General features: G+C 68.0%; 21 protein-coding genes and 1 tRNA gene. 10 read left to right on the top strand and 12 right to left on the bottom strand.

Going from position 1 to position 18,904, the window contains the following annotated elements; genetic code table 11:
- Positions 1-916: 916 nt before the first annotated feature.
- The 3 genes from LI334_RS06720 (at position 917) to LI334_RS06710 (ending at position 4,629) form a co-directional block, all read left to right on the top strand.
- Positions 917-1,306 (top strand): DUF5805 domain-containing protein, encoded by a 390-nt coding sequence (locus LI334_RS06720; RefSeq protein ID WP_227259624.1) that lies wholly within the window; start codon positions 917-919, stop codon positions 1,304-1,306.
- The gene (locus LI334_RS06715; protein ID WP_227259623.1) at positions 1,303-2,313 is read left to right on the top strand and encodes a tyrosine-type recombinase/integrase; all 1,011 of its coding nucleotides are present in this window, start codon (positions 1,303-1,305) and stop codon (positions 2,311-2,313) included. The genes LI334_RS06720 and LI334_RS06715 overlap by 4 nt, the downstream gene beginning before the upstream one ends.
- 162 nt (positions 2,314-2,475) lie before the next feature.
- The gene (locus tag LI334_RS06710; protein WP_227259622.1) at positions 2,476-4,629 is read left to right on the top strand and encodes an AAA domain-containing protein; all 2,154 of its coding nucleotides are present in this window, start codon (positions 2,476-2,478) and stop codon (positions 4,627-4,629) included.
- Between the two features lie 66 nt (positions 4,630-4,695).
- Here the strand turns inward: LI334_RS06710 and LI334_RS06705 are convergent, their stop codons facing one another.
- The 4 genes from LI334_RS06705 to LI334_RS06690 all read right to left on the bottom strand — a co-directional run bounded on the left by LI334_RS06705 (position 4,696) and on the right by LI334_RS06690 (position 7,126).
- A complete protein-coding gene (locus LI334_RS06705; RefSeq protein ID WP_227259621.1) occupies positions 4,696-5,274 on the bottom strand; it encodes a DUF998 domain-containing protein in 579 nt (192 codons plus the stop codon).
- Positions 5,275-5,324: 50 nt separating this feature from the next.
- Positions 5,325-5,398, bottom strand: a tRNA-Thr gene (locus tag LI334_RS06700).
- Between the two features lie 49 nt (positions 5,399-5,447).
- On the bottom strand, positions 5,448-6,113 hold the full coding sequence (locus tag LI334_RS06695) for a hypothetical protein (RefSeq protein WP_227259620.1): 666 nt from the start codon (positions 6,111-6,113) through the stop codon (positions 5,448-5,450).
- A 32-nt stretch (positions 6,114-6,145) separates the two neighbouring features.
- Positions 6,146-7,126: a class I SAM-dependent methyltransferase gene (locus tag LI334_RS06690; protein ID WP_227259619.1), complete on the bottom strand. Its 981-nt coding sequence runs from the start codon at positions 7,124-7,126 to the stop codon at positions 6,146-6,148.
- An 81-nt stretch (positions 7,127-7,207) separates the two neighbouring features.
- Between LI334_RS06690 and dph5 the strand changes: the two genes are divergently transcribed.
- Positions 7,208-8,005, top strand: coding sequence for a diphthine synthase (gene dph5 / locus LI334_RS06685; RefSeq protein WP_227259618.1), 798 nt, complete (start codon positions 7,208-7,210; stop codon positions 8,003-8,005).
- A 16-nt stretch (positions 8,006-8,021) separates the two neighbouring features.
- Here the strand turns inward: dph5 and LI334_RS06680 are convergent, their stop codons facing one another.
- The 3 genes from LI334_RS06680 to LI334_RS06670 are packed head-to-tail and all read right to left on the bottom strand — an operon-like array spanning position 8,022 to position 10,376.
- The gene (locus tag LI334_RS06680; protein WP_227259617.1) at positions 8,022-8,801 is read right to left on the bottom strand and encodes a VOC family protein; all 780 of its coding nucleotides are present in this window, start codon (positions 8,799-8,801) and stop codon (positions 8,022-8,024) included.
- Positions 8,802-8,832: 31 nt separating this feature from the next.
- Positions 8,833-9,267, bottom strand: coding sequence for a hypothetical protein (locus LI334_RS06675; protein WP_227259616.1), 435 nt, complete (start codon positions 9,265-9,267; stop codon positions 8,833-8,835).
- On the bottom strand, positions 9,264-10,376 hold the full coding sequence (locus LI334_RS06670) for an OBG GTPase family GTP-binding protein (protein ID WP_227259615.1): 1,113 nt from the start codon (positions 10,374-10,376) through the stop codon (positions 9,264-9,266). Before LI334_RS06670 ends, LI334_RS06675 begins: the two co-directional genes overlap by 4 nt.
- A 108-nt stretch (positions 10,377-10,484) precedes the next feature.
- On the opposite strand from LI334_RS06670, the gene LI334_RS06665 reads away from it, so the two are divergent.
- The gene (locus LI334_RS06665) at positions 10,485-10,685 is read left to right on the top strand and encodes a VNG_1110C family protein (protein ID WP_227259614.1); all 201 of its coding nucleotides are present in this window, start codon (positions 10,485-10,487) and stop codon (positions 10,683-10,685) included.
- Between the two features lie 39 nt (positions 10,686-10,724).
- Positions 10,725-11,204 (top strand): 50S ribosomal protein L11, encoded by a 480-nt coding sequence (locus LI334_RS06660; RefSeq protein ID WP_227259613.1) that lies wholly within the window; start codon positions 10,725-10,727, stop codon positions 11,202-11,204.
- A 36-nt stretch (positions 11,205-11,240) separates the two neighbouring features.
- On the opposite strand, the gene LI334_RS06655 is transcribed toward LI334_RS06660, so the two are convergent.
- Positions 11,241-12,080, bottom strand: coding sequence for a fructosamine kinase family protein (locus LI334_RS06655; RefSeq protein WP_227259612.1), 840 nt, complete (start codon positions 12,078-12,080; stop codon positions 11,241-11,243).
- A 163-nt stretch (positions 12,081-12,243) separates the two neighbouring features.
- Here LI334_RS06655 and LI334_RS06650 point away from each other — a divergent pair, with 163 nt between their 5' ends.
- The 4 genes from LI334_RS06650 to LI334_RS06635 all read left to right on the top strand — a co-directional run bounded on the left by LI334_RS06650 (position 12,244) and on the right by LI334_RS06635 (position 15,585).
- Positions 12,244-12,879, top strand: coding sequence for a 50S ribosomal protein L1 (locus LI334_RS06650; protein ID WP_227259611.1), 636 nt, complete (start codon positions 12,244-12,246; stop codon positions 12,877-12,879).
- A gap of 1 nt (position 12,880) precedes the next feature.
- Entirely contained in the window at positions 12,881-13,918 is a 1,038-nt protein-coding gene (locus tag LI334_RS06645; protein ID WP_227259610.1) for a 50S ribosomal protein L10, read from the top strand.
- Positions 13,919-13,920: 2 nt separating this feature from the next.
- Positions 13,921-14,259 (top strand): 50S ribosomal protein P1, encoded by a 339-nt coding sequence (rpl12p, locus tag LI334_RS06640; protein ID WP_227259609.1) that lies wholly within the window; start codon positions 13,921-13,923, stop codon positions 14,257-14,259.
- A 90-nt stretch (positions 14,260-14,349) separates the two neighbouring features.
- The gene (locus LI334_RS06635) at positions 14,350-15,585 is read left to right on the top strand and encodes a tripartite tricarboxylate transporter permease (protein ID WP_227259608.1); all 1,236 of its coding nucleotides are present in this window, start codon (positions 14,350-14,352) and stop codon (positions 15,583-15,585) included.
- Here the strand turns inward: LI334_RS06635 and corA are convergent.
- Genes corA through cysS form a run of 4 tightly spaced genes read right to left on the bottom strand, consistent with a single transcriptional unit; the run spans position 15,580 to position 18,903 of the window.
- A complete protein-coding gene (gene corA / locus LI334_RS06630) occupies positions 15,580-16,548 on the bottom strand; it encodes a magnesium/cobalt transporter CorA (protein ID WP_227259607.1) in 969 nt (322 codons plus the stop codon). The two genes, LI334_RS06635 and corA, sit on opposite strands and share 6 nt — an antisense overlap.
- Positions 16,545-16,712, bottom strand: a complete 168-nt coding sequence (locus LI334_RS06625; RefSeq protein ID WP_227259606.1) for a hypothetical protein — start codon at positions 16,710-16,712, stop codon at positions 16,545-16,547. The genes corA and LI334_RS06625 overlap by 4 nt, the downstream gene beginning before the upstream one ends.
- Before the next feature lie 37 nt (positions 16,713-16,749).
- Positions 16,750-17,382 (bottom strand): DUF6517 family protein, encoded by a 633-nt coding sequence (locus LI334_RS06620; RefSeq protein WP_227259605.1) that lies wholly within the window; start codon positions 17,380-17,382, stop codon positions 16,750-16,752.
- Positions 17,383-17,427: 45 nt separating this feature from the next.
- Positions 17,428-18,903: a cysteine--tRNA ligase gene (gene cysS / locus LI334_RS06615; protein WP_227259604.1), complete on the bottom strand. Its 1,476-nt coding sequence runs from the start codon at positions 18,901-18,903 to the stop codon at positions 17,428-17,430.
- Position 18,904: the final 1 nt, after the last annotated feature.

Genomic DNA, 18,904 nt, shown 5'->3' with positions numbered 1-18,904 from the left:
CGATACCTGCGACACCCACACGACCACCACGATTAGATATAGCGACATACAATTTATGAGGGGCCTATCGGACACGGGACGGAAGTCAATAATACGACATATTCTATCCAACGAATCTGAACGGCCTAAATCGCGACAGATCATCGATGCGGGAGCACCGAACCGACGGTGGGTACGGAGCCGCGACCACGCCGGACGACCGACGCAGGAGACGAGCGCGCCTATGCGTGTTCGACGGCGTGGGAGACTCGAACGGCGGCGCGTTTCTGGACAGCGGTCGGAAGCCACGCGGTATCTCATCGTGGCACGGCCGTTCCGCCGCGATAGTGCATACGATGCTCCCCACACCCCAGATGCACCCTGTGGATAGTTGACGGCGCGCAATCGAGCGCACGCGCAGTCTGAGCGGGTTCGTTTACCAGCTACCCGCTCGGTACGCCTCGTCGGCACGGACAGTCCGTCACCGAAGCTCGCGCTCGATGGACGACAGGCGACGACACGACTATAGCGCGGGCCATCAGTATCATGTCTTGTGCGAATCGCCAGTCCTCGACGTTTCCGTTTCGCGAGCGTTTCGAGAACGCGCGCCGCCAGCCACCGAGGGACAGTCGGCGGACGCAATCAGGAAGTTGCTTCGACGAAACTGACTCCCTCGGGCGGGCGTCTCGCGCGCGGGCCGGGTGACCACGCCGCTCCGGCGCATCGGTGAATCAAATCGCCTCTCGAACCCAAGTTAGTAAGAAATCCACATGGGACTACACAACTCCAATAGTAATCAATCTAAATGGGGCCTAGAAGCAGGAATCAATCAGAGTAGCACTACAATTCACTACTTAGCCAGGCACACTATTGCTGATAAGTGTATTTATCCACCGCAGTGGGAACTTTGATGGTGGCGGGGTGTGAGGCGTGGTGTATGAGCGAGAATGCAGAGCGCACGTCGGTGAAGGCGTACGTGCCGCGGTGGCAGAAGGAGGAGTGGGTCGCGGACGCCGAGGAGTTGGATATGACGCAGAGCGAGTTCGTGCGGGCGATGGTGCAGGCGGGCCGGCGGAACATCGATATCGGTGTCGAGGAGGGTGGTTCTGGGGGCGTAGACCCTGGGGGTAACGGCGGTGAAACGGGGTTGGAAGAGGACGTTCGGTCGTGTCTGGAGTCCGAGGGGACGCTGGACTGGGAGGAGTTGCTCGCGGCGGTGACCGACGACGTGGAAGACCAGGTCGAGGCCGCGATCCAGTCGCTCGAAGACGAGGGCGCGGTTCGGTATCGGCCGCGCGAGGGCGGGTACACGCTGGTGGACGAATGAGCGAGCGCGTCGAGTACTTCCTGGAGGACATGGGGTTCCATGGGAAAAGCGAGCGAACGAGAGCGGCGTACGAGCGCGTTCTCGGCGAGTACGCGGCGTTTCTCGACCAGCGCGGGGTGTCGCCCGCGGACGCCGACCGCCGGGACTGCCTCGCGTGGGTGTCGTCGATTCGGGACGGTCGCGCGGACAGCACGGTCGCGACGTACGCGTCCTACGTCCATCGGTTCTACGCGTACATGTCCCAGGTCGGGGAACTGGAGGCGAACCCGATGTCGCTCGTGGTCGAGGAGATGGACGAGTCCATCGACACCGACCCGGCGCGCCGCGAGATATCGATTCCGCGCATGCGGTCGTTCGTCGCAGATATCCGCCATCCGCTGGAGCGCGCGCTCGTGATGACGCTCCTGAAGACCGGGGTTCGGGTGGGAGAGCTCTGCAACCTCGACCTCCGCGACGTCACGCTCGACGCGCCCGAACTCGGGGACGCCTACGAGCTGGGCGGGCGCGCGCACCTCGACGGCCGGACGGACACGCTGTTCGTCGACCCGGATACCGTGCGCGGCGCGACCGTGAACGGCGAGGAGCGCACGGCGTCGAACAAGCGAAAACGCGTGACGCTGGTGCCCATCGACGGCGAACTGAAGCGCGCACTCCTCCGCTGGCTCGCGATTCGCCCGGACGCGCCGTCGCCCGCAGACCCCCTGTTCGTGAGCACGAGCGACGCCTGGGGCGAACGCCTGACGCCCGAGATGGTGCGGAACGTCGTTACGCGGCACGCGACCGACGCCGGCTGGTACGAACCCGGCGCGGACGCCACCGAGAACGTCACACCCCACTACTTCCGGCACTTCTTCACCACGCATCTCCGCGACCGCACCGGCGACCGCGGCGTCGTCAAGTACCTCCGCGGCGACGTGGCCGACGACATCATCGACACGTACACCCACAACTGGGGCGACCGCGTCCGCGAGGTCTACCTCGACTCGATTTACTCGCTCACGACGTGACCCACACCAAACTCGTAAACTGAATATCGCTATATTGAATGATTGGTGTGGGCGGTCTCGACGCCCGTGTTTCGCCTCGTCGCCTCCATCGTTTCGGAACGTTCAGGAATTCGAATCCCCCAGTAGGGCCGTGTTCGGAAGTCGTAGTGGAGGTGGGTGGCGGTGACGCCGGCGTTCGACGAGTGGCGGGTGACGGACGCCACGCTGTTCCAGGGCACGCTCCGGGAGGAGTATCGGCCGATAGACGTGGCGCTCGCGGCGCGGAACGCGATGGAGGCGCTGGGGATTCGCGCGCCGAGCGGGGACGCGTACGTCGTTCCGCTGTTCGACGGCGACGACCCCGTGTTGACTGACGAGTACGTGTTGTTCCGGCCGGAGAAAGAGCAGGTCGGGTGGCACGACACGTCGTTCGGCATCAGCGGCCGGGAGCGGTTCGTGGACTGCGCGGACGCCGCCGGCACGGAAATCGGGCACCGCGTCCAGTTCTGGTTGCGCGACGACATCACGCCGTCGGACGCGGGGCTCTCCGACGACGACCGGCCGCCGAGCGAACTCGCGCCCGCGGAACCGCACGCGGTGGACGAGGCCGCGGTGCTGGGCGACCTCCGCGAGTTCGTGCGGACGGAGAAGGACGCGGAGCGCTCGGGGGCGCGACGCGCGTACTGCGAGCTGGGGTTGGGCGAGTCGATTCGGCGCGGGGAGGCCGCGGGCCCGTTCGCGTTCGTCGGGACGACCCGGGACGAGATGGGGGACGTCGCGTTCGTCCTCCAGCACGTCGGCGACGACGCCTCGTTGCGCCGGGACGAGGGCCTGTTCCCCGGGAATCGGTGTCTCCTGGACGCGCGCGGCGGGCCGTCGTGGCTGCCCCTGGACGTGGAACTCGTCTCGGTGGAGACCCCGCACGCGACGTTCCGTCCGCTCGACCCCGGAATCGATGACGAGACGCTCGAACGCGCGCTGAACGAGGCGGACGCCTGGCTCACCAGCCTCCTGAACCCCGTGCCGTTCCAGCGACGTCTGGACGCCATCGACGCCGTGGGCGCGGACGACGCGAAGCGCGCCCTGCTCGCGGGCACTCGACCGCTCGGGTTCACGGTGAACGAGCACTCGGACTATACTCCAACGCCGAGCTTGAACGACTACCAGCGGCGCGCGCTCGTCTGGGCGGACGCCGCCGAGGACGCCGTCTGCATCCACGGGCCGCCCGGAACCGGGAAGACGCGGACGCTCACCGCGTACGTTCGGTACGCCGCGACGCAGGGCCAGCGCGTGCTCGTCGCCGCGCACTCGAATCAGGCCGTGGACAACCTCCTCGTCGGGGACAGCACGCCCGACAGCCCCGACCCCGACTCGCTGCACGGGCTCGCGGACGACGCCGGCATCTCCCTGGCGCGCGCCGGCGGGAACACGGCGAACGACGTGGTCGCGGCGGAGTACGCGAACGAACCGCTCGAAGGCGCGGACGTGGTCGCGGCGACGACGAGCGCGGCCGCGGCGTTCGACCGGAACCGCTTCGACGTGGGCGTCCTGGACGAGGCGACGCAGGCGAGCCGGCCCGCGACCGCCATCGTCCTCGACTGCGCGCGTAAACTCGTGCTCGCCGGCGACCACAAACAGCTCCCGCCGTACAGCGCGAGCGAACACGACACCGACGCGGACTCCCACGCGTCGCTCTTCGAGTCCCTCCTGGAGCGCTACGGCGACGGCCTCGCCGTCCCGCTCCGCGAGCAGTACCGGATGCACGAGGACATCGCGGCGTTCCCGAACGAGGAGTTCTACGACGACCTCCTCGAAACCACCGAGCGAGAGGAGTCGTGGACGATAGGCGACCTCCCGGCGCTGGAGGGCGTGGACGTGACCGGGCCGGAACACCAGGACGTGGCGGGGAACTCGTACGCGAACCCCGCGGAGGCCGACGCCGTCGTCACGGAAGTCGAACGCCTCCGCGACCACGGACTCGGAGCGGCGGACGTGGGCGTCATCGCCGCCTACACCGGCCAGGTTCGACTGCTCCGCCAGCGACTCGGGGACGCCGGGTTCTCCGACGTGACCGTGGACACCATCGACTCCTTCCAGGGCGGCGAGCGCGAGGGCGTCGTCGTCTCCTTCGTTCGGAGCAACGACGCGCATGCGAGCGGGTTCCTCGAACTCCCCGACGAGGGCCCGCGACGCCTGAACGTCGCGCTCACCCGCGCCCGCAAACGCCTCGTTCTCGTCGGCGACTGGACGACGCTCGGCACCACCGCGGCCCACCGGACGCCGGGAGAGAGCTGTGCGGACGTGTACGGCCGGCTCGCCGACCACCTCGGCGTGTAGCCAGACAAGGCGGGACGGAAGTAGCTCGGATAGTTGGCCCGAGCGACCCCGGCCGTCGTGGACTGATCACTCGCGCGCGAGCAGGAACCCGCCGTAGCTCGCCGCCCAGAGAATCCCGAGGTAGGCGACCCAGCGCTCCAGTCCGCCGATGCCGAGCGCGGTGCCGTCCCGGAGGCCGACGAACCCCGCGAGCGTGACGAGGATGGCGACGCCGAGCACCGCCGACGCGTACTTGAACGCCGCCGACTCCGCGCGGGCGACGGCGAGCGCGACGAGACCGCTCCCGCCGAACGACACCATCGCCGCGAGCGCGTGCGGCGCACCCGTCTGCGACGGGAACAACCCCACGCCCGCGAACCCGACCACGCCGGTGACCCCAGCTAGCGCCGGCACCACCATCGAGTCGTACACGTCCCGGAGGAAGTACGCCGCGGCCGCCATCAACCCCCCGGAGACCACCATCGCCCCGTTGAACACCAGCCGCGACTCCGGCGTGCCCGTGTCCGACCCGAGAGCGCTAATCGTCAGCGACGACGTGCTGTACCCCGGATAGAACGCCTCCGCCGTCGTGAACGCCAACGCCAACAACACGCCCACCGCGAGCACCAGACTCCCGGCTAACGCGTGCGACCGATTTCGAACCATACCCGGAGACTCACAGCTATCGGATAAAAAACGACCGAGAACCCGAGGAGAGCCGGTAAAGGGATTTGAACCCTTGGCCTATTCCTTACGAAGGAATCGCTCTACCAGTCTGAGCTATACCGGCGCGCCTTCGCATTCCACCGTAGCCGGATGATAGAAATAAGGCTGTCGAATCACCCTCGGAGTCGGCGGGCTGGCGCGAGGATGCGGCGGGGGAGCCAGCGCGCGAACGCGACGACGGGGTGGAGGCGGCCCCAGCGGGGCGGGGTGGCGCGGTAGCCGTCCTCGACGCGTTCGGCGTGGCCTTTGCTGGCGAGGTAGGAGAGCGCGGGTTCGACGCGAGTTTCGGTGAGGGCGAGGGCGTCCGCGAGTTCACTGGGGGTTCGGGTGCCGTCGGCGTTCTTGAGTTCCCGATTGATGGCGTTCATGGTCTGCATGCGGAGCATGACTTCGGTTCCGTCGTCGTCCACGCCGCGGAGGAACGCGTGGGTGTCGGCGTCGTCCTCGTATCGGAAGGCGGTGTAGGCGTCGAGGACGCTCCACGCGCCGAACGCGGCGAGCAGGCCGGCGAACGCGACCACGGCGGGAGTTCGCGGAACGGTAGTGATTGCGACGAACGCGGCGGCGAGGACGACGAGCAGTCCGTACGCGCCCCGCGAGGTCTCGCCGGGGAGGTCGTAGGCGTCGATGAGCCAGTTCGTGGCGGTGACACCACCGAGGAGGCCGACCATGAGCGCGGCGGTGGACGCGTCCATGTCCGTGAACGCCGCGAGGAGGACGGCGAGCGCGACCACGCCACCGAGTTCGCGCGCGTGGTCGTTTTCGAGGAGGGCGGGCATAGACGACTGTATCGACGGCGAGTGAATAAGCGTTAGGCTCGGGTGAGGCGGGCGTCGAGGCAGACGTTGTACTCGTGGGGCGCGTACGACCGGACGGTGTGCCGGGTCTCGATTTCGACCGCGTAGTCGGGTTCGGCGGCGTCCCGGATGGCGCGCTCGCCCGGCCCGTACTTGTCGTCCTCGTGTTGGATGTCGTAGTAGTGGATGGTGCAGTCGTCGCCCGCGAGGCGGACGGCGGCGTCCAGGAAGTCGCCCGCGCTGTGCGGGAGGTTCATCACGAGGCGGTCGGCCCAGTCCTCGTAGTCGGCGGCGAGTTCGCGAACGTCGCCCGCGTGTGCGGTGATTCGGTCTTCGACGCCGTTCCGGCGGGCGTTCTCCCGGAGGTAGTCGATGGCGGCCTCGTTGATGTCGGCGGCGACGACCTCGGCACCCGCGTCAGCCATCGGAACCGCGTACGGGCCGACGCCCGCGAACATGTCGAACGCGCGTTCGCCCGGTTCGACCTGTTCGACGACGCGGTGGCGTTCGGTGGCGAGGCGCGGCGAGAAGTACACCTGGGTGATGTCGAGCGCGAACTCGTGGCCGTACTCGCGGTGGACGGTCTCGGTTTCGGTGCCGGCGAGCACGTCCCAGTCGCGGACGCGCGTCTCGCCCTTCACCTTCGACGCGCGATTGACGACGGTTTTCGCGCGCACGTCAGACTCCAGGATGGCGTCCGCAATCCGGCGGGCGCGCTCCGGGTCGTCCTCGTCCACGATGACGATGTCGCCGAGGCGCTCGTACGTCGGTTCGAACCCGAGGCGGTCGGCGGGCGTCGTCGGCGTCCGGCGCTCGGGCGCGTCGTGCGTCGTCACCTCGAACGCCTCGACGGCGTCCGGGTCGGTGACGGGAATGTAGAGGGTGTCGTCCTCGACCACGATGTCGAAGTCGGGGTCGACGAGGTCGGCGTCCGCGAGCCGCTGTCGGGTCGCTTCGCCCTCCGCGACGGGGACGCGCACGCACGGGACTTCCATACTCGCTCTCGGCGACGCCGGGGTTTACCGGCTTCGGACTCGACCCGAAACCGAAAAGCGCCCGCGTACCCGAAGGCGGGTATGCTCACGTTCGTCGGTCTCGGGCTCTACGACGAGGAATCCATCACCGTCGAGGGCCGCGAGGCCGTCCGGGAGGCCGACCGCGCGTTCGCGGAGTTCTACACCAGCCACCTCGTCGGCGCGACGGTCGCCGACCTCGAAGCCTACCACGACACCACCATCGAGGTTCGCGACCGCGAGGGCGTCGAACAGACCCCCGACCCGATTCTCGACGCCGCCGAGTCCGAGGACGTAGTGTTCCTCACCGCCGGCGATACGATGATTTCGACGACGCACGTCGACCTCCGACTGCGCGCGCACGACCGCGGCATCGACACCCGCGTGATTCACGCGCCCACCGCGGAGTCCGCGGCGTCCTCCCTCACGGGCCTCCAGAACTACCGGTTCGGGAAGGCGACGACGCTCCCGTTCGAGTGGGTGCACGGCGCGGACGGCGTCCCCGGCTCCGTCGTCGACACCATCGAGGACAACCGCGAGCGCGGCCTGCACACGCTCTGCTACCTCGACATCAAGGTCGATAATCCGTATCGGGAGGGCGACGACTACATGACCGCGAGCCACGCCGCCGGCCTGCTCGCGGACCACTGGAACCCGGACGCGCTCGGCGTCGTCGTCGCGCGCGCCGGCGCGCCGGACGCGCTCGTCGCCGCCGATACCCTGGGAGCGCTCGCCGGGCGGGACTTCGGCGACCCGCTCCACTTGCTCGTGATTCCCGGCGACCTCCATCACGTCGAAGCGGACGCGCTCACCGGACTCGCGGGCGCGCCGGAAAAAGTAGTCGAGGAACGAACTGTGTAGGCGACGACCGGACGGTTTAGGAGCGGTCGACGGGCGAGTCGTGGGGGTCGAGAATCTCGATTTCGTGGCCGTCCGGGTCTTTCGTGAACGCGTACATGTCGTCGCAAGACTCGGGGTCGCGGTAGTCCTCGGCCTCGCGGGTCATGAGGGTGTCCCAGTCGTCGTGGAGGTCGCTCGTACGCACGGCGAGGTGGCCCCAGGCGTCACCGAGGTCGTAGCTCCGGCCGTCGTAGTTGTACGTGAGTTCGACGGTCATCGCCTCCTCGGGGGCGTCCGCGGGCTTGAGGAAGTAGTTCGCGAACGTGTCTGCCTCCCAGCGCCCGGCGTGTTCGTACTCGAACTTCCGCGTCCAATAGCCGAGGTGTTCGTCGGCGTCCTCGACGCGAATCATCGTGTGGTCGAGACTCCACTTCGCGCCGTGGTCGCGCTCGACGATTTCGATTTCGTGCCCGTCGGGGTCTTTCACGAACGCGTAGCCCGGGTTGTCCTCGGGGCGTCGGTAGTCCTCGACGCCCTCGTCCATCAGGTCGTAGTAGGCGTCGTGGACGTCCTCGACGCGCACCGCGATGTGGCCCCAGGCGTCACCGAGGTCGTAGTCCTCCTCGCCCTCGTTGTGGGTGAGTTCGAGGAGCGCGCCGTCCTCGTGGACGTCCTCGGGGCCGAGGTAGACGATGGTGAAGCCGTCGCCGTCCCAGCGACCCTTCTCCTCGTAGTCGAGGTGGGACTGATACCAGTCCATGGACTCCTCCAGGTCGCTCACGCGAATCATCGTATGGTCGAGCACGAAGTCGCTCATGGTCGAGTGCTGGGACGGGGGCGGCGTAAACCTACTGGGGTCGGAACGCCCTGCCGCGAACGCGGCGGTAGTCCCAGACGGCGACCGCGAGCAGGCAGAGCGCGCCGAGCGGGAGCGTGAGGTAGTCGCGGTTGGTGTAGAAGCCGACGGCGAAGTAGAGTTCGTTCAGGCCCGCGAGCGCGAGGAGGCCGTCGGTCACGCGGTGGTCTTCGAGGCCGAGCGCACCGAGGGCGAGGCTGAGGAGGGCGAGCGCGTAGAGGAGGACGCCGGTGAGCCACGCGCTGAACCAGCCGCCGGGGACGACGGCGCTGTCGAGGTAGGCGGCGAGGTCGGTGACGCGGAACGAGGGCGTGAAACTGAGGAGGCCGTAAGCGGCGAACCCGCCCGCGCCCCCGTCGTAGAAATACACCGTCCACGGAACGACGCCCGCGAGGAGAACGGCGAGAACGCGTCTTCGGTCGGTCATCGCCGGGCGACGACGCGGAGCACGTCCTCGTCTTCGAGGACGTGGTCGCGGCCGACCTGCTGGTCGTCGTGCTGGGCGCTCGGGCCGGTGACGCGCGCGAACCGGAAGCGCTCGTCGAGCGTCCCGCCGAGCTTGTGGAGGGCGTCGTCCACGGTCGCGCCGCGTTCGACCACGAGCGGTTCCTCCCAGTCGATGCCGCGGCCCGGCTTGTCCATGTAGACGCGGATGAGGCCGAGTTCCTCCCACATCCGCTCCTTGAACGCGTCCAAGCCCTTCTCCTCGTGCGCGCTGATGAACACCGCATCGTCCGGGTCGATGTCGCGCGCTTCGAGCTTCTCGTTCACCGTCTCGACGTACGACGGCTCGATGAGGTCGACCTTGTTCACCGCGACCATCGACGGCAGGTAGACGCGGTTGTCCATCACGCCGTCCACGAGCTGGTCGACGTCCGGGTTCCCGCGGATGGCGACGTCCGCGTTCACGAACCCCTGCTCGCGGAGGATTTCGCGAACCGTATCCGGGTCGAGTTCCATGTCGCCGGACGTGTTCACGTCGATACCGCCCTTCCCCTTCCGGGTCACGCGGACGGCGGGCGGCTCCTGGTCGAGTCGAATCTTCGTGTTGTAGAGCTCGTCGTCGAGCCGGTCGTACTGTTCGATTTCGAACGCGGACAGCACGAACACGATGAGGTCGGCGGAGCGGACGACAGAGAGGACTTCCTTCCCGCCGCCGCGCCCGCCCGCCGCGCCCTCGATGAGGCCCGGCACGTCCAGAATCTGGATGTCCGCCCCCCGGTATTCGAGCATCCCGGGGTTCACGTCGAGCGTGGTGAACTCGTACGCGCCGACCTCGCTGTCCGCGTTCGTCAGCGCGTTCACGAGCGTTGACTTCCCGACGGAGGGGAAACCGACGAGCGCCACCGTCGCGTCCCCGTGCTGCTTCACGGAGTACCCGCCACCGCCGCCCGACCCGGACTGCTGGGCTTCCAGCTTCTCCTTCTTGTCCGCGAGCTTCGACTTCAGGCGGCCGATGTGGGCTTCAGTGGACTTGTTGTACGGAGTGTTGGCTATTTCCTCCTCCAACTCCTCGATCTCCTCCTCCAGTCCCATTACGCCGCCCTACGCCTGTCCCGCCTTTATTCCTGTTCATCAGGCCCGCACCGCCGACCTCGCGCGGTTTCGACACGTTAAAGCGCCCAACTCCTGCATGTCCGCGTGATGCCCGACCCCGAGAGTCTGCGCGACAGCACCCAGATCGTCCTCCCCGCGGACGACCTCCGGGAGCACCGCGCGGACATCGACGACCGGTTCGTCGTCACGGTCGTGGACGAAGGCGGCCTCGCCCGCATCATCGGGAGTCCCGTCGAAATCAAGGCTGTCAACGACTACCTCACCCGGCAGGGAATCAGCCTCCCCTGAAAGGTAATCCTTAAAACCGCGGCGACAGTTCGGATAGGTATGGCTGAGACTATCGAAGTGCTCGTACCCGGCGGTCAGGCCAACCCCGGCCCGCCGCTCGGTCCCGAGCTCGGACCGACGCCCGTGGACGTGCAGGCAGTCGTCGAAGAGATCAACGACCAGACCGCCGCGTTCGACGGCACGGAAGTCCCCGTCACCGTCGAGTACGAGGAGGACGGCTCCTTCAGCATCGAAGTCGGCGTCCCGCCGACGGCGGAACTCATCAAGGACGAGGCCGGCTTCGACACCGGGAGCGGCGTGCCCCAGGAGGACTTCGTCGCCGACCTCTCCATCGACCAGCTCAAGAGCATCGCGGAGCAGAAGAAGCCCGACCTCCTCGCGTACGACACGAAGAACGCCGCGAAGGAAGTCGCCGGCACGTGCGTCAGCCTCGGTGTCACCATCGAGGGCGAGGACGCCCGTAGCTTCAAGGCCCGCGTCGACGACGGCGAGTTCGACGACACGCTGGCCGAAGCGTAATTCGAATCCGCGGTTCCCGTTCTTCCGTTCTCTCCGTCAGTAGCCGAGCCTGTCGAGTCTGTCCGCGGCCCACCGGGCGTAGTCCTCGCCGGGGAAGTGGTAGGCGTGGTCGAGCGCGAAGTAGAGTTCGTAGAGCGGGCGGCGGGTCTCGAATTCGGGGTCGATGTCGCGAACCGCCTCGTAGCCGGCTCTGAAGGGGTCGCCGAGACCGCTCCAGTCGGCGTACGCGAGTTCGACCTCGTGGTGGCCGTACCAGGGCGCGGGGTCGAGGAGCGCGCGCACGTCGTCGGTTCCGGGGACGGCGTTGTTCCGCCAGAGGTCGCCGTGGAGGAGGCGGGGCGCGGGACGGTCGGGGAGAAGTGTGTGAGTGTCGTCCGCAAGCGCGTGGACGCGCGCGTGAAGGTCGTCGGTGACGGCGTCGCGGCGGTGGGCGGCGTCCGCGACCGGGCGGAGACGGTAGTCACCGAAGAACGTCGGCCAGTCCCGGAGGCGGGGATTCGGTTGTTCGAAGCGGCCCTTCCACGTGGGTTCGGGCCAGCCGTAGGTGTCGTGGGTGTGGTCGTGGAGGCGGGCGACCCGGCGGCCGAGCGCGCGCTCGATTGCGGGCGTCCACTCCTCGCCGGGGACGTAGTCGAGCACGAGTACGTCCTCGGTGGCGCAGACGACGCCGGGGACGGGCGCGCCGTGGTCTGCGAGCACGCGGAGGCTCCGGGCTTCGACGTCGAGCGGGGCGGGGCCTGTCTTCACCGCGACCGACCGACCGGAGTCCAGGCCGGCGCGCCACACCCGGCCGATTTCGCCGCCCGAGAGTTCGCTGAGGCGGACGACGATGGCGTCGGTCGCGGCCTCGACGCGCTCCGTGGGAAACTCGCTCACGACCGCCCTCGGCGCTCCGCACGGGTGAATCCTCCGCCCGCTTCTCGCGTAACGACGGCCTTAAGTGCGGCATGGTCGTTTTTCGAGACGAGACAGGCGTAGCCTGTTTCACTGACCCGTAGGAGCTCCCCGAGAGGGGGCAAGTACACTACGGAGGTGAAAGATGGCAGATGACATAGACGAGGCAGTCTCTCAAGCGCTCGACGAGGCCCCTGAGCGGAACTTCCGCGAGACGGTGGACCTCGCCGTGAACCTGCGAGACCTCGACCTCAACGACCCGTCGAATCGTGTCGACGAGAGCGTCGTGCTGCCGTCGGGAACCGGACAGGAGACACAGATCGTGGTGTTCGCCGAGGGCGAGACCGCCGTTCGCGCCGAGGACGTCGCTGACGACGTGCTCGACGGGGACGAGCTGTCCGACCTCGGGGACGACGATGACGCTGCAAAAGACCTCGCCGACGAAACCGACTTCTTCGTCGCCGAAGCGTCCATGATGCAGGACATCGGTCGCTACCTCGGTACTGTGCTCGGTCCGCGCGGGAAGATGCCGACCCCGCTCCAGCCCGACGACGACGTTGTCGAGACCGTAAACCGCATGAAGAACACCGTGCAGCTTCGCTCGCGCGACCGGCGCACCTTCCACACCCGCGTGGGTGCGGAGGACATGACGCCGGAAGACATCGCGGACAACATCGACGTTATCGTGCGTCGACTGCACGCAACGCTCGAAAAAGGCCCGTTGAACGTGGACTCCATCTACGTGAAGACCACGATGGGGCCGTCCGTCGAGGTGGCCTGAGATGTCCGCAGAAACTGAGCGCACCACCGACCACATTCCCGAGTGGAAGCAGGAGGAAGTCGACGAGCTCGTCGAGCTCATCGAGTCCTACGACAGTATCGGCGTCGTGAACGTCGCCGGTATCCCGAGCCGACAGCTCCAGGACATGCGTCGCGCGCTCCACGGGAGCGCCGAACTCCGCATGAGTCGGAACACCCTGCTCGTGCGTGCGCTCGAAGAAGTGGACAGCGGCCTCGAAGACCTCACGGAGTACGTGAGCAATCAGGTCGGACTCGTCGGAACGAACGACAACCCGTTCGGGCTGTACAAGCAGCTCGAAGCGTCGAAGACCCCTGCGCCCATCAACGCTGGCGAAGTCGCGCCGAACGACATCGTCATCCCCGAGGGCGACACGGGCGTCGACCCGGGTCCGTTCGTCGGCGAACTCCAGCAGATCGGTGCCGACGCGCGGATTCAGGAGGGTTCCATTCAGGTGCTCTCCGACTCCGTGGTCGTGGAGGAAGGCGACGTCGTCGGTGACGACGTCGCCAACGTCCTCTCCGAACTCGGTATCGAGCCGAAGGAAGTCGGTCTCGACCTCCGCGCGGTGTACTCCGAGGGCGTGCTGTTCATGCCCGACGAGCTCGCCATCGACGTGGACGAGTACCGCGCGGACATCCAGTCCGCCGCGGCCGCCGCTCGGAACCTCTCCATCAACGCGGAGTACCCGACGGCGCAGACCGTGCCGACGATGCTCGCGAAGGCCGCCGGCGAGGCGAAGAGCCTCGGCATCCACGCGGCCGTCGAGAGCCCCGAGCTCGCGGACGACCTCGTCGCGAAGGCGGACGCGCAGGTGCGTGCGCTCGCGGCGCAGATCGACGACGACGAGGCGCTCCCGGAGGAACTCCGCGGCGTCGAAGTCGAGCAGTCCACGGTCGAGGAGACCGAGGACGAGGACGAACAGGCTACTGAAGAAGCGGAATCCGAGGAAGGCGAGTCCAGCGAGGACGAGGACGACGAGTCCGGCGCCGAAGGTCTCGGAAACATGTTTGGTGACTAATAATGGAGTACGTTTACGCAGCACTCATCCTGAACGAATCGGGCGAGGAGATCAACGAAGACAACCTCACGTCGGTCCTCGACGCGGCCGGCGTCGACGTCGAGGAATCCCGCGTTAAGGCGCTCGTCGCCGCGCTGGAGGACGTCGACATCGAGGAAGCCATCGAGACGGCTGCCGCAGCGCCCGCCGCGGGCGGCGCGTCCGCCGGTGGCTCCGCTGAGGGTAGCGCGGACGAGGACGATTCCGAGGAAGAGGCCGAGGAGGCCGAGGCCGAGGAAGACGAAGGCGAAGAAGAGGAAGAAGAGGCCAGCGGCGAGGGTCTCGGCGACCTCTTCGGTTAATTCCGTCCCGTAACTCACCGTTCTTTCTTTCGACGCAACCCGGGTAGCCGCGCGTAGGTTCAAATAGGAGGGGGCGGCCAGCGGTGGGTGATGCTGGAAGGGTTGCGCGTGCTCCTCGACCCCGCGTTGGCTGGGAGCGTGCTCGCCGCCGCGCTCTGCGGCGTTCTGCTCGGCACGCTCTCGGGGTTGACGCCGGGGTTGCACGTGAACACGCTCGCCGTCCTGTTGGCGGCGCTCGCCGGTGAGTTCCCCGGCGACCCCGTGCTCGTCGGGGTCGTCGTGCTCACAGCGGGCGTAACGCACTCCTTTCTCGATATCGTGCCGGCGCTCGCGCTCGGCGTACCTGACGCCGCGATGGCCGTCACCGCCCTCCCCGGCCACCGGCTCGTGCTCGCCGGTCGCGGCCGCGAAGCCCTGCGGCTGTCCGCGCTGGGGAGCGCGAGCGCCGTCGTGCTTGCGTTCGTGCTCGGCGTGCCGGTGACGATGGGGATGCGGTACGTCAGTCCGTGGCTGGACGCGCACCTGCCGCTGGTTCTCGCCGGGGTGGCGTGCGCGCTCGTCGCGAGCGAACGCACGCCCCGCGCCCGCGTCGGCGCGGCGCTCGGCGTCGCGCTCTCCGGCGTGCTCGGTCTCGCGGTGCTCGACGCGACACTCAACGCGCCCCTCGGCGACGGCGACGTGCTCCTCCCGCTCTTCGCCGGCCTGTTCGGCGTACCGGTGTTGCTGGCCGCGCTCCGCGGCGCGGGCGTCCCCGAACAGGGCGACGCGGTCGTCGAGTCGAGTCCGCGGAGCGTCGGCGTGTCCGCGCTCGCGGGGTCGGCCGCGGGCGCGGCCGTCGCGTACGTCTCCGGGGTGTCGAGCGCCGTCGCCGCCACCGCCGCGCTCGGCGTCCTCCCGCGCAGGGGCGACCCCGACCGCGCGTACGTCGTCGCCACCAGCGGCGTCAACACCTCCAATACGATTTTCGCGCTCTACGCGTTCGTCTCGCTCGGCGCGCCGCACACGGGCGTGCTGGTGGCGCTCGACCGGTCGGGCGCGCCCCTCGACCTCCCCGTCTTCTTGCTCGCGGTCGCGCTCGCCGGTGCGGTCGCGGTCTGTCTCGTCGTCACCGTCGGCGACACCTACCTCCGGGTCGTCGGGAACATCGACCATCGGCGCGTCGTCGTCGCCGTGCTCGCGCTCGTCGCGTCGCTCACGTACGTGCTCTCCGGAACGGGCGGCGTCGGCGTCCTGGTCGCGGCGAGCGCGCTCGGACACCTGCCCGTGTGGTTCGGCGCGCGCCGCACGTGCCTGATGGGCGTCCTCCTGGTGCCGCTCGCGCTATAGCCAGTCCTGCTCGCGGAAGTACCACACGAGGATGAGGGAGAGCAATCCCATGCCGAGGAGGGTGGCGTGGTAGGCGTACGGCCAGCCGAGTTCGGGCATCGTCTCGAAGTTCATGCCGTACACGCCGACGACGAACGTCAGGGGGAGGACGATGGTGGCGACGACGGTGAGGCGTTTCATCACCTCGTTCGTGGACTGGCTGAGCGCGTTCAGGTAGATGTCGCGCGAACTGGACGCGAGGTCGCGGTAGGTCTCCACCAGGTCTACTTGCTGGACGACGTGGTCGTACACGTCCCGGTAGTACTTCTCGGTCTCCGCGCGAACCTCGGGCGGGTCGCCGCGCGCGAACCCGCTGACGGCGTCCCGGGTCGGCCAGAGGAGTTTGCGGACGGCGAGGAGTTCGCGGCGCACGTCGTTGATGTCGTCGAGGAGGTCGCTTCGGGCGGCGTCCACGATTTCGCCCTCGATGGCTTCGATGCGGTCTTCGATGTCGTCCAGCAGGGCGAAGTAGTCGTCCACGATGCGGTCGAGCACGCGGTACGCGGTGAAGTCGGGGCCGCGGCCGAGGATGCGGGCGTCCTCGCGGTCGATGGCCTCGCGCACCGCGCCGATGGCGTGCACGTCGTCGTAGGTGAGCGAGACCAGCCAGTCCTCGCCGACGAACAGGCCGACGGGTCGCGTGTCGAGTTCCTGGTCGAACGTCGTCTCCCCGGAGCGAAAGCGGGCGTCGGTGACGAGGAGGAACGTGTGGGTGTCGAACTCCTCGGTCTTCGGGCGGACGCCGTTCTCCACGTCCTCGACGGCGAGCGGGTGGATGCCGCAGGCGTCCCGCACCGCGGCGAGTTCGTCGGGCGTGGGGTCGTCGGCGCGAATCCACGTCGTCCCGCGCGCGGCTTTCGCCGCGGCGAGGTCGTCGTAGGTCGTAATGCCCGCGTCCGTGTAGACGATGGCGGTCACCGTCACGCGCCATCACCCCGGGTCGGGCGGCCGACGGCGGCGAGCGTCACGCCGACCATCACGCCCGTCACGGAGAACGCGCGCCCCGGATACGGCTGGAGGACGCCGGCCGCGTACGCGAGGAGGGAGAGCGCGGTCAACAGGCCGCCGGCCGCGCGAACGCTATCCATACCGACTCCTCACGGGACGCCGAAAAAAGCCTTCGCGTTAGGACGCGTGCTGGAGGTTCTGGAGGAGCGTGACGACGTGTTCCTCCTCGCCGTCCAACTGCTGGGGGTAGACGCCGACCGCGGCGACGATGTCACCGCCGTCGTTCACCTTCGTGACGTGGACGAACACGTCGATGCTCTGCCCGTCGAAGTTCGCCGTGCCGGAGAACTTCGTCACGGTCGTGCTGTGGCCGAGCACGGTCATCGTGGTGTTCGACACCGCGGTGAGGTCGCTGATGGTGCCGTACTGTTGCTGGATGAGTTCGGCGATTTCGCGGTCGTCGTACTCGTTGAGGGGGTTGAAGCTCTGGCCAAGCACGCTCACCTCGGGCGAGGAGAACGTCCCGAAGACGGCGGCGCGGCGTTCGACGCCGAGCACGCTCACCTGTTTTTCGTACTGGGCGACCCAGTTCGTTATCTCCACGGTCTTCGACTGCCCGGCCGCCTCGAACGTGCGGTTGACCTGCATCTCCTCGACGGCGACCTCCTCGTACCCGGCGGATTCGAGCGCCGAGTCCTGGACGGTGACCTGGCTCGCGGAGAACGTCACGGGCCCGCTGAGGAACCCGAGACAGCCGCTCGCGAGCACGAGCGCGGCGAGCGCGGCTGCGACCGCTGTTCGTCGTGACATGGCGTTCTGTTGGCTCGAAGCCGGGATAAAGACGACGGCTACCTGTCAGAGACGGTACGTGGGGCCGTCGTCGGTGTCCTCGACCGTGACGCCGAGGGCTTCGAGGCCGTCCCGGAGGTCGTCCGCGCGCTCGTACTCGCCCGCGTCCCGCGCGTCCTCGCGGAGGTCGAGGACGAGTTCCACGAGGTCGCCCGCGAGGTCGGCGTTCCCGTCGGTGACGGTCTCGAACTGGAGGCCGAGCACGCCGCCGAGGTCGGTGAACGCCTCGATGGCCTCGCGGAGGCCGGCGTAGTCGTACTCGTCGCTGGCGTCCACGTGCGCGTTCACGGCGGACGCCACGTCGCCGAGCGCGCTCAGCGCTTCCCGGGTGTTGAAGTCGTCGTTCATCGCCGCCGCGAAGTCCTCGCGCGCAGTCTCGACGGCCGTGCGGAGGTCGTCGTCCGCGCGTTTCGCGTAGGCGTCCGGGCTGTCCGCGGCGTCGGCGGCGCGGTCGTACGCCCGCGACAGGCGCTCCCAGCGCTCCTCGGCTTCCTCGATGGCGGCCTCACTGTACGTCTGTCGACTGTTGTACGTGCCGGAGACGAGGAAGGTGCGCACGACGTTCGGGCCGAAGCGCTCGATGGCCTCCTCGGCGGTGATGAAGTTCCGGAGGCTCGAACTCATCTTCTCGTCGCCGATTTCGAAGAGCGCGCAGTGCAGCCAGTAGTTCGCGAACGTCTCGCCCGTCGCCGCCTCGCTCTGCGCTATCTCGTTCTCGTGGTGGGGGAACACGAGGTCGCGGCCGCCGACGTGGATGTCGAGCGTCTCCCCGAGATGGGTCATGCTCATCGCCGAGCACTCGATGTGCCAGCCCGGGCGTCCCTCGCCCCACGGGGACTCCCACGTCTGTCCCTCGGGGTGCGCGGGCGTCCCCGGGTGGTCGGGGCCGCGGTGTTCCTCGACGGCGTCCGCGGAGACGCCGTCCGCCTTCCAGAGCGCGAAGTCCGCCGGGTTCCGTTTCTCCGAGCGTTCGTCCTCCTGGCCCTGTTCTTCGATGTCGTCGAGGCGCTGGTTCGAGAGTTTCCCGTACTCCTCGAACGCGGTCACGTCGAAGTAGACGGAGCCGTTGGACTCGTACGCGTACCCCTTCTCGACGAGCGTCTCCACGAGGTCGATGATTTCGGGGACGTGCTCTGACACCCGGGGGTAGACTTCGGCGCGCTTGAGGTTCAGGCCGCGCATCGCCTCGATGATCTCCCGGATGTAGTGTTTCGCCACGTCGTCCTCGTCGTCGCCCTGCTCGCCGACCCGGGCGACGATCTTCTCGTTCACGTCCGTGAAGTTCTCGACGTGTCGCACGTCGTACCCGATGAATTCGAGCCAGCGATGCATCACGTCGACGTGCACCCACGAGCGCGCGTGCCCGAGGTGGGGCGGGTCGGACGTGGTGAGTCCGCAGTAGTAGAGGAGCACGCGCTCGGGGTCTTGGGGTTCGAACGGCTCTTTCTCCCCGGAGAGCGTGTTCGTCACGTGGAGCGTCATA

The organism is Salarchaeum japonicum, from assembly GCF_020614395.1.
GTDB classification, from domain to species: Archaea; Halobacteriota; Halobacteria; order Halobacteriales; family Halobacteriaceae; genus Salarchaeum; species Salarchaeum japonicum.
Note: the sequence above shows the minus strand (reverse complement) of the source record. Positions and strands in the feature narration are given on the sequence as shown.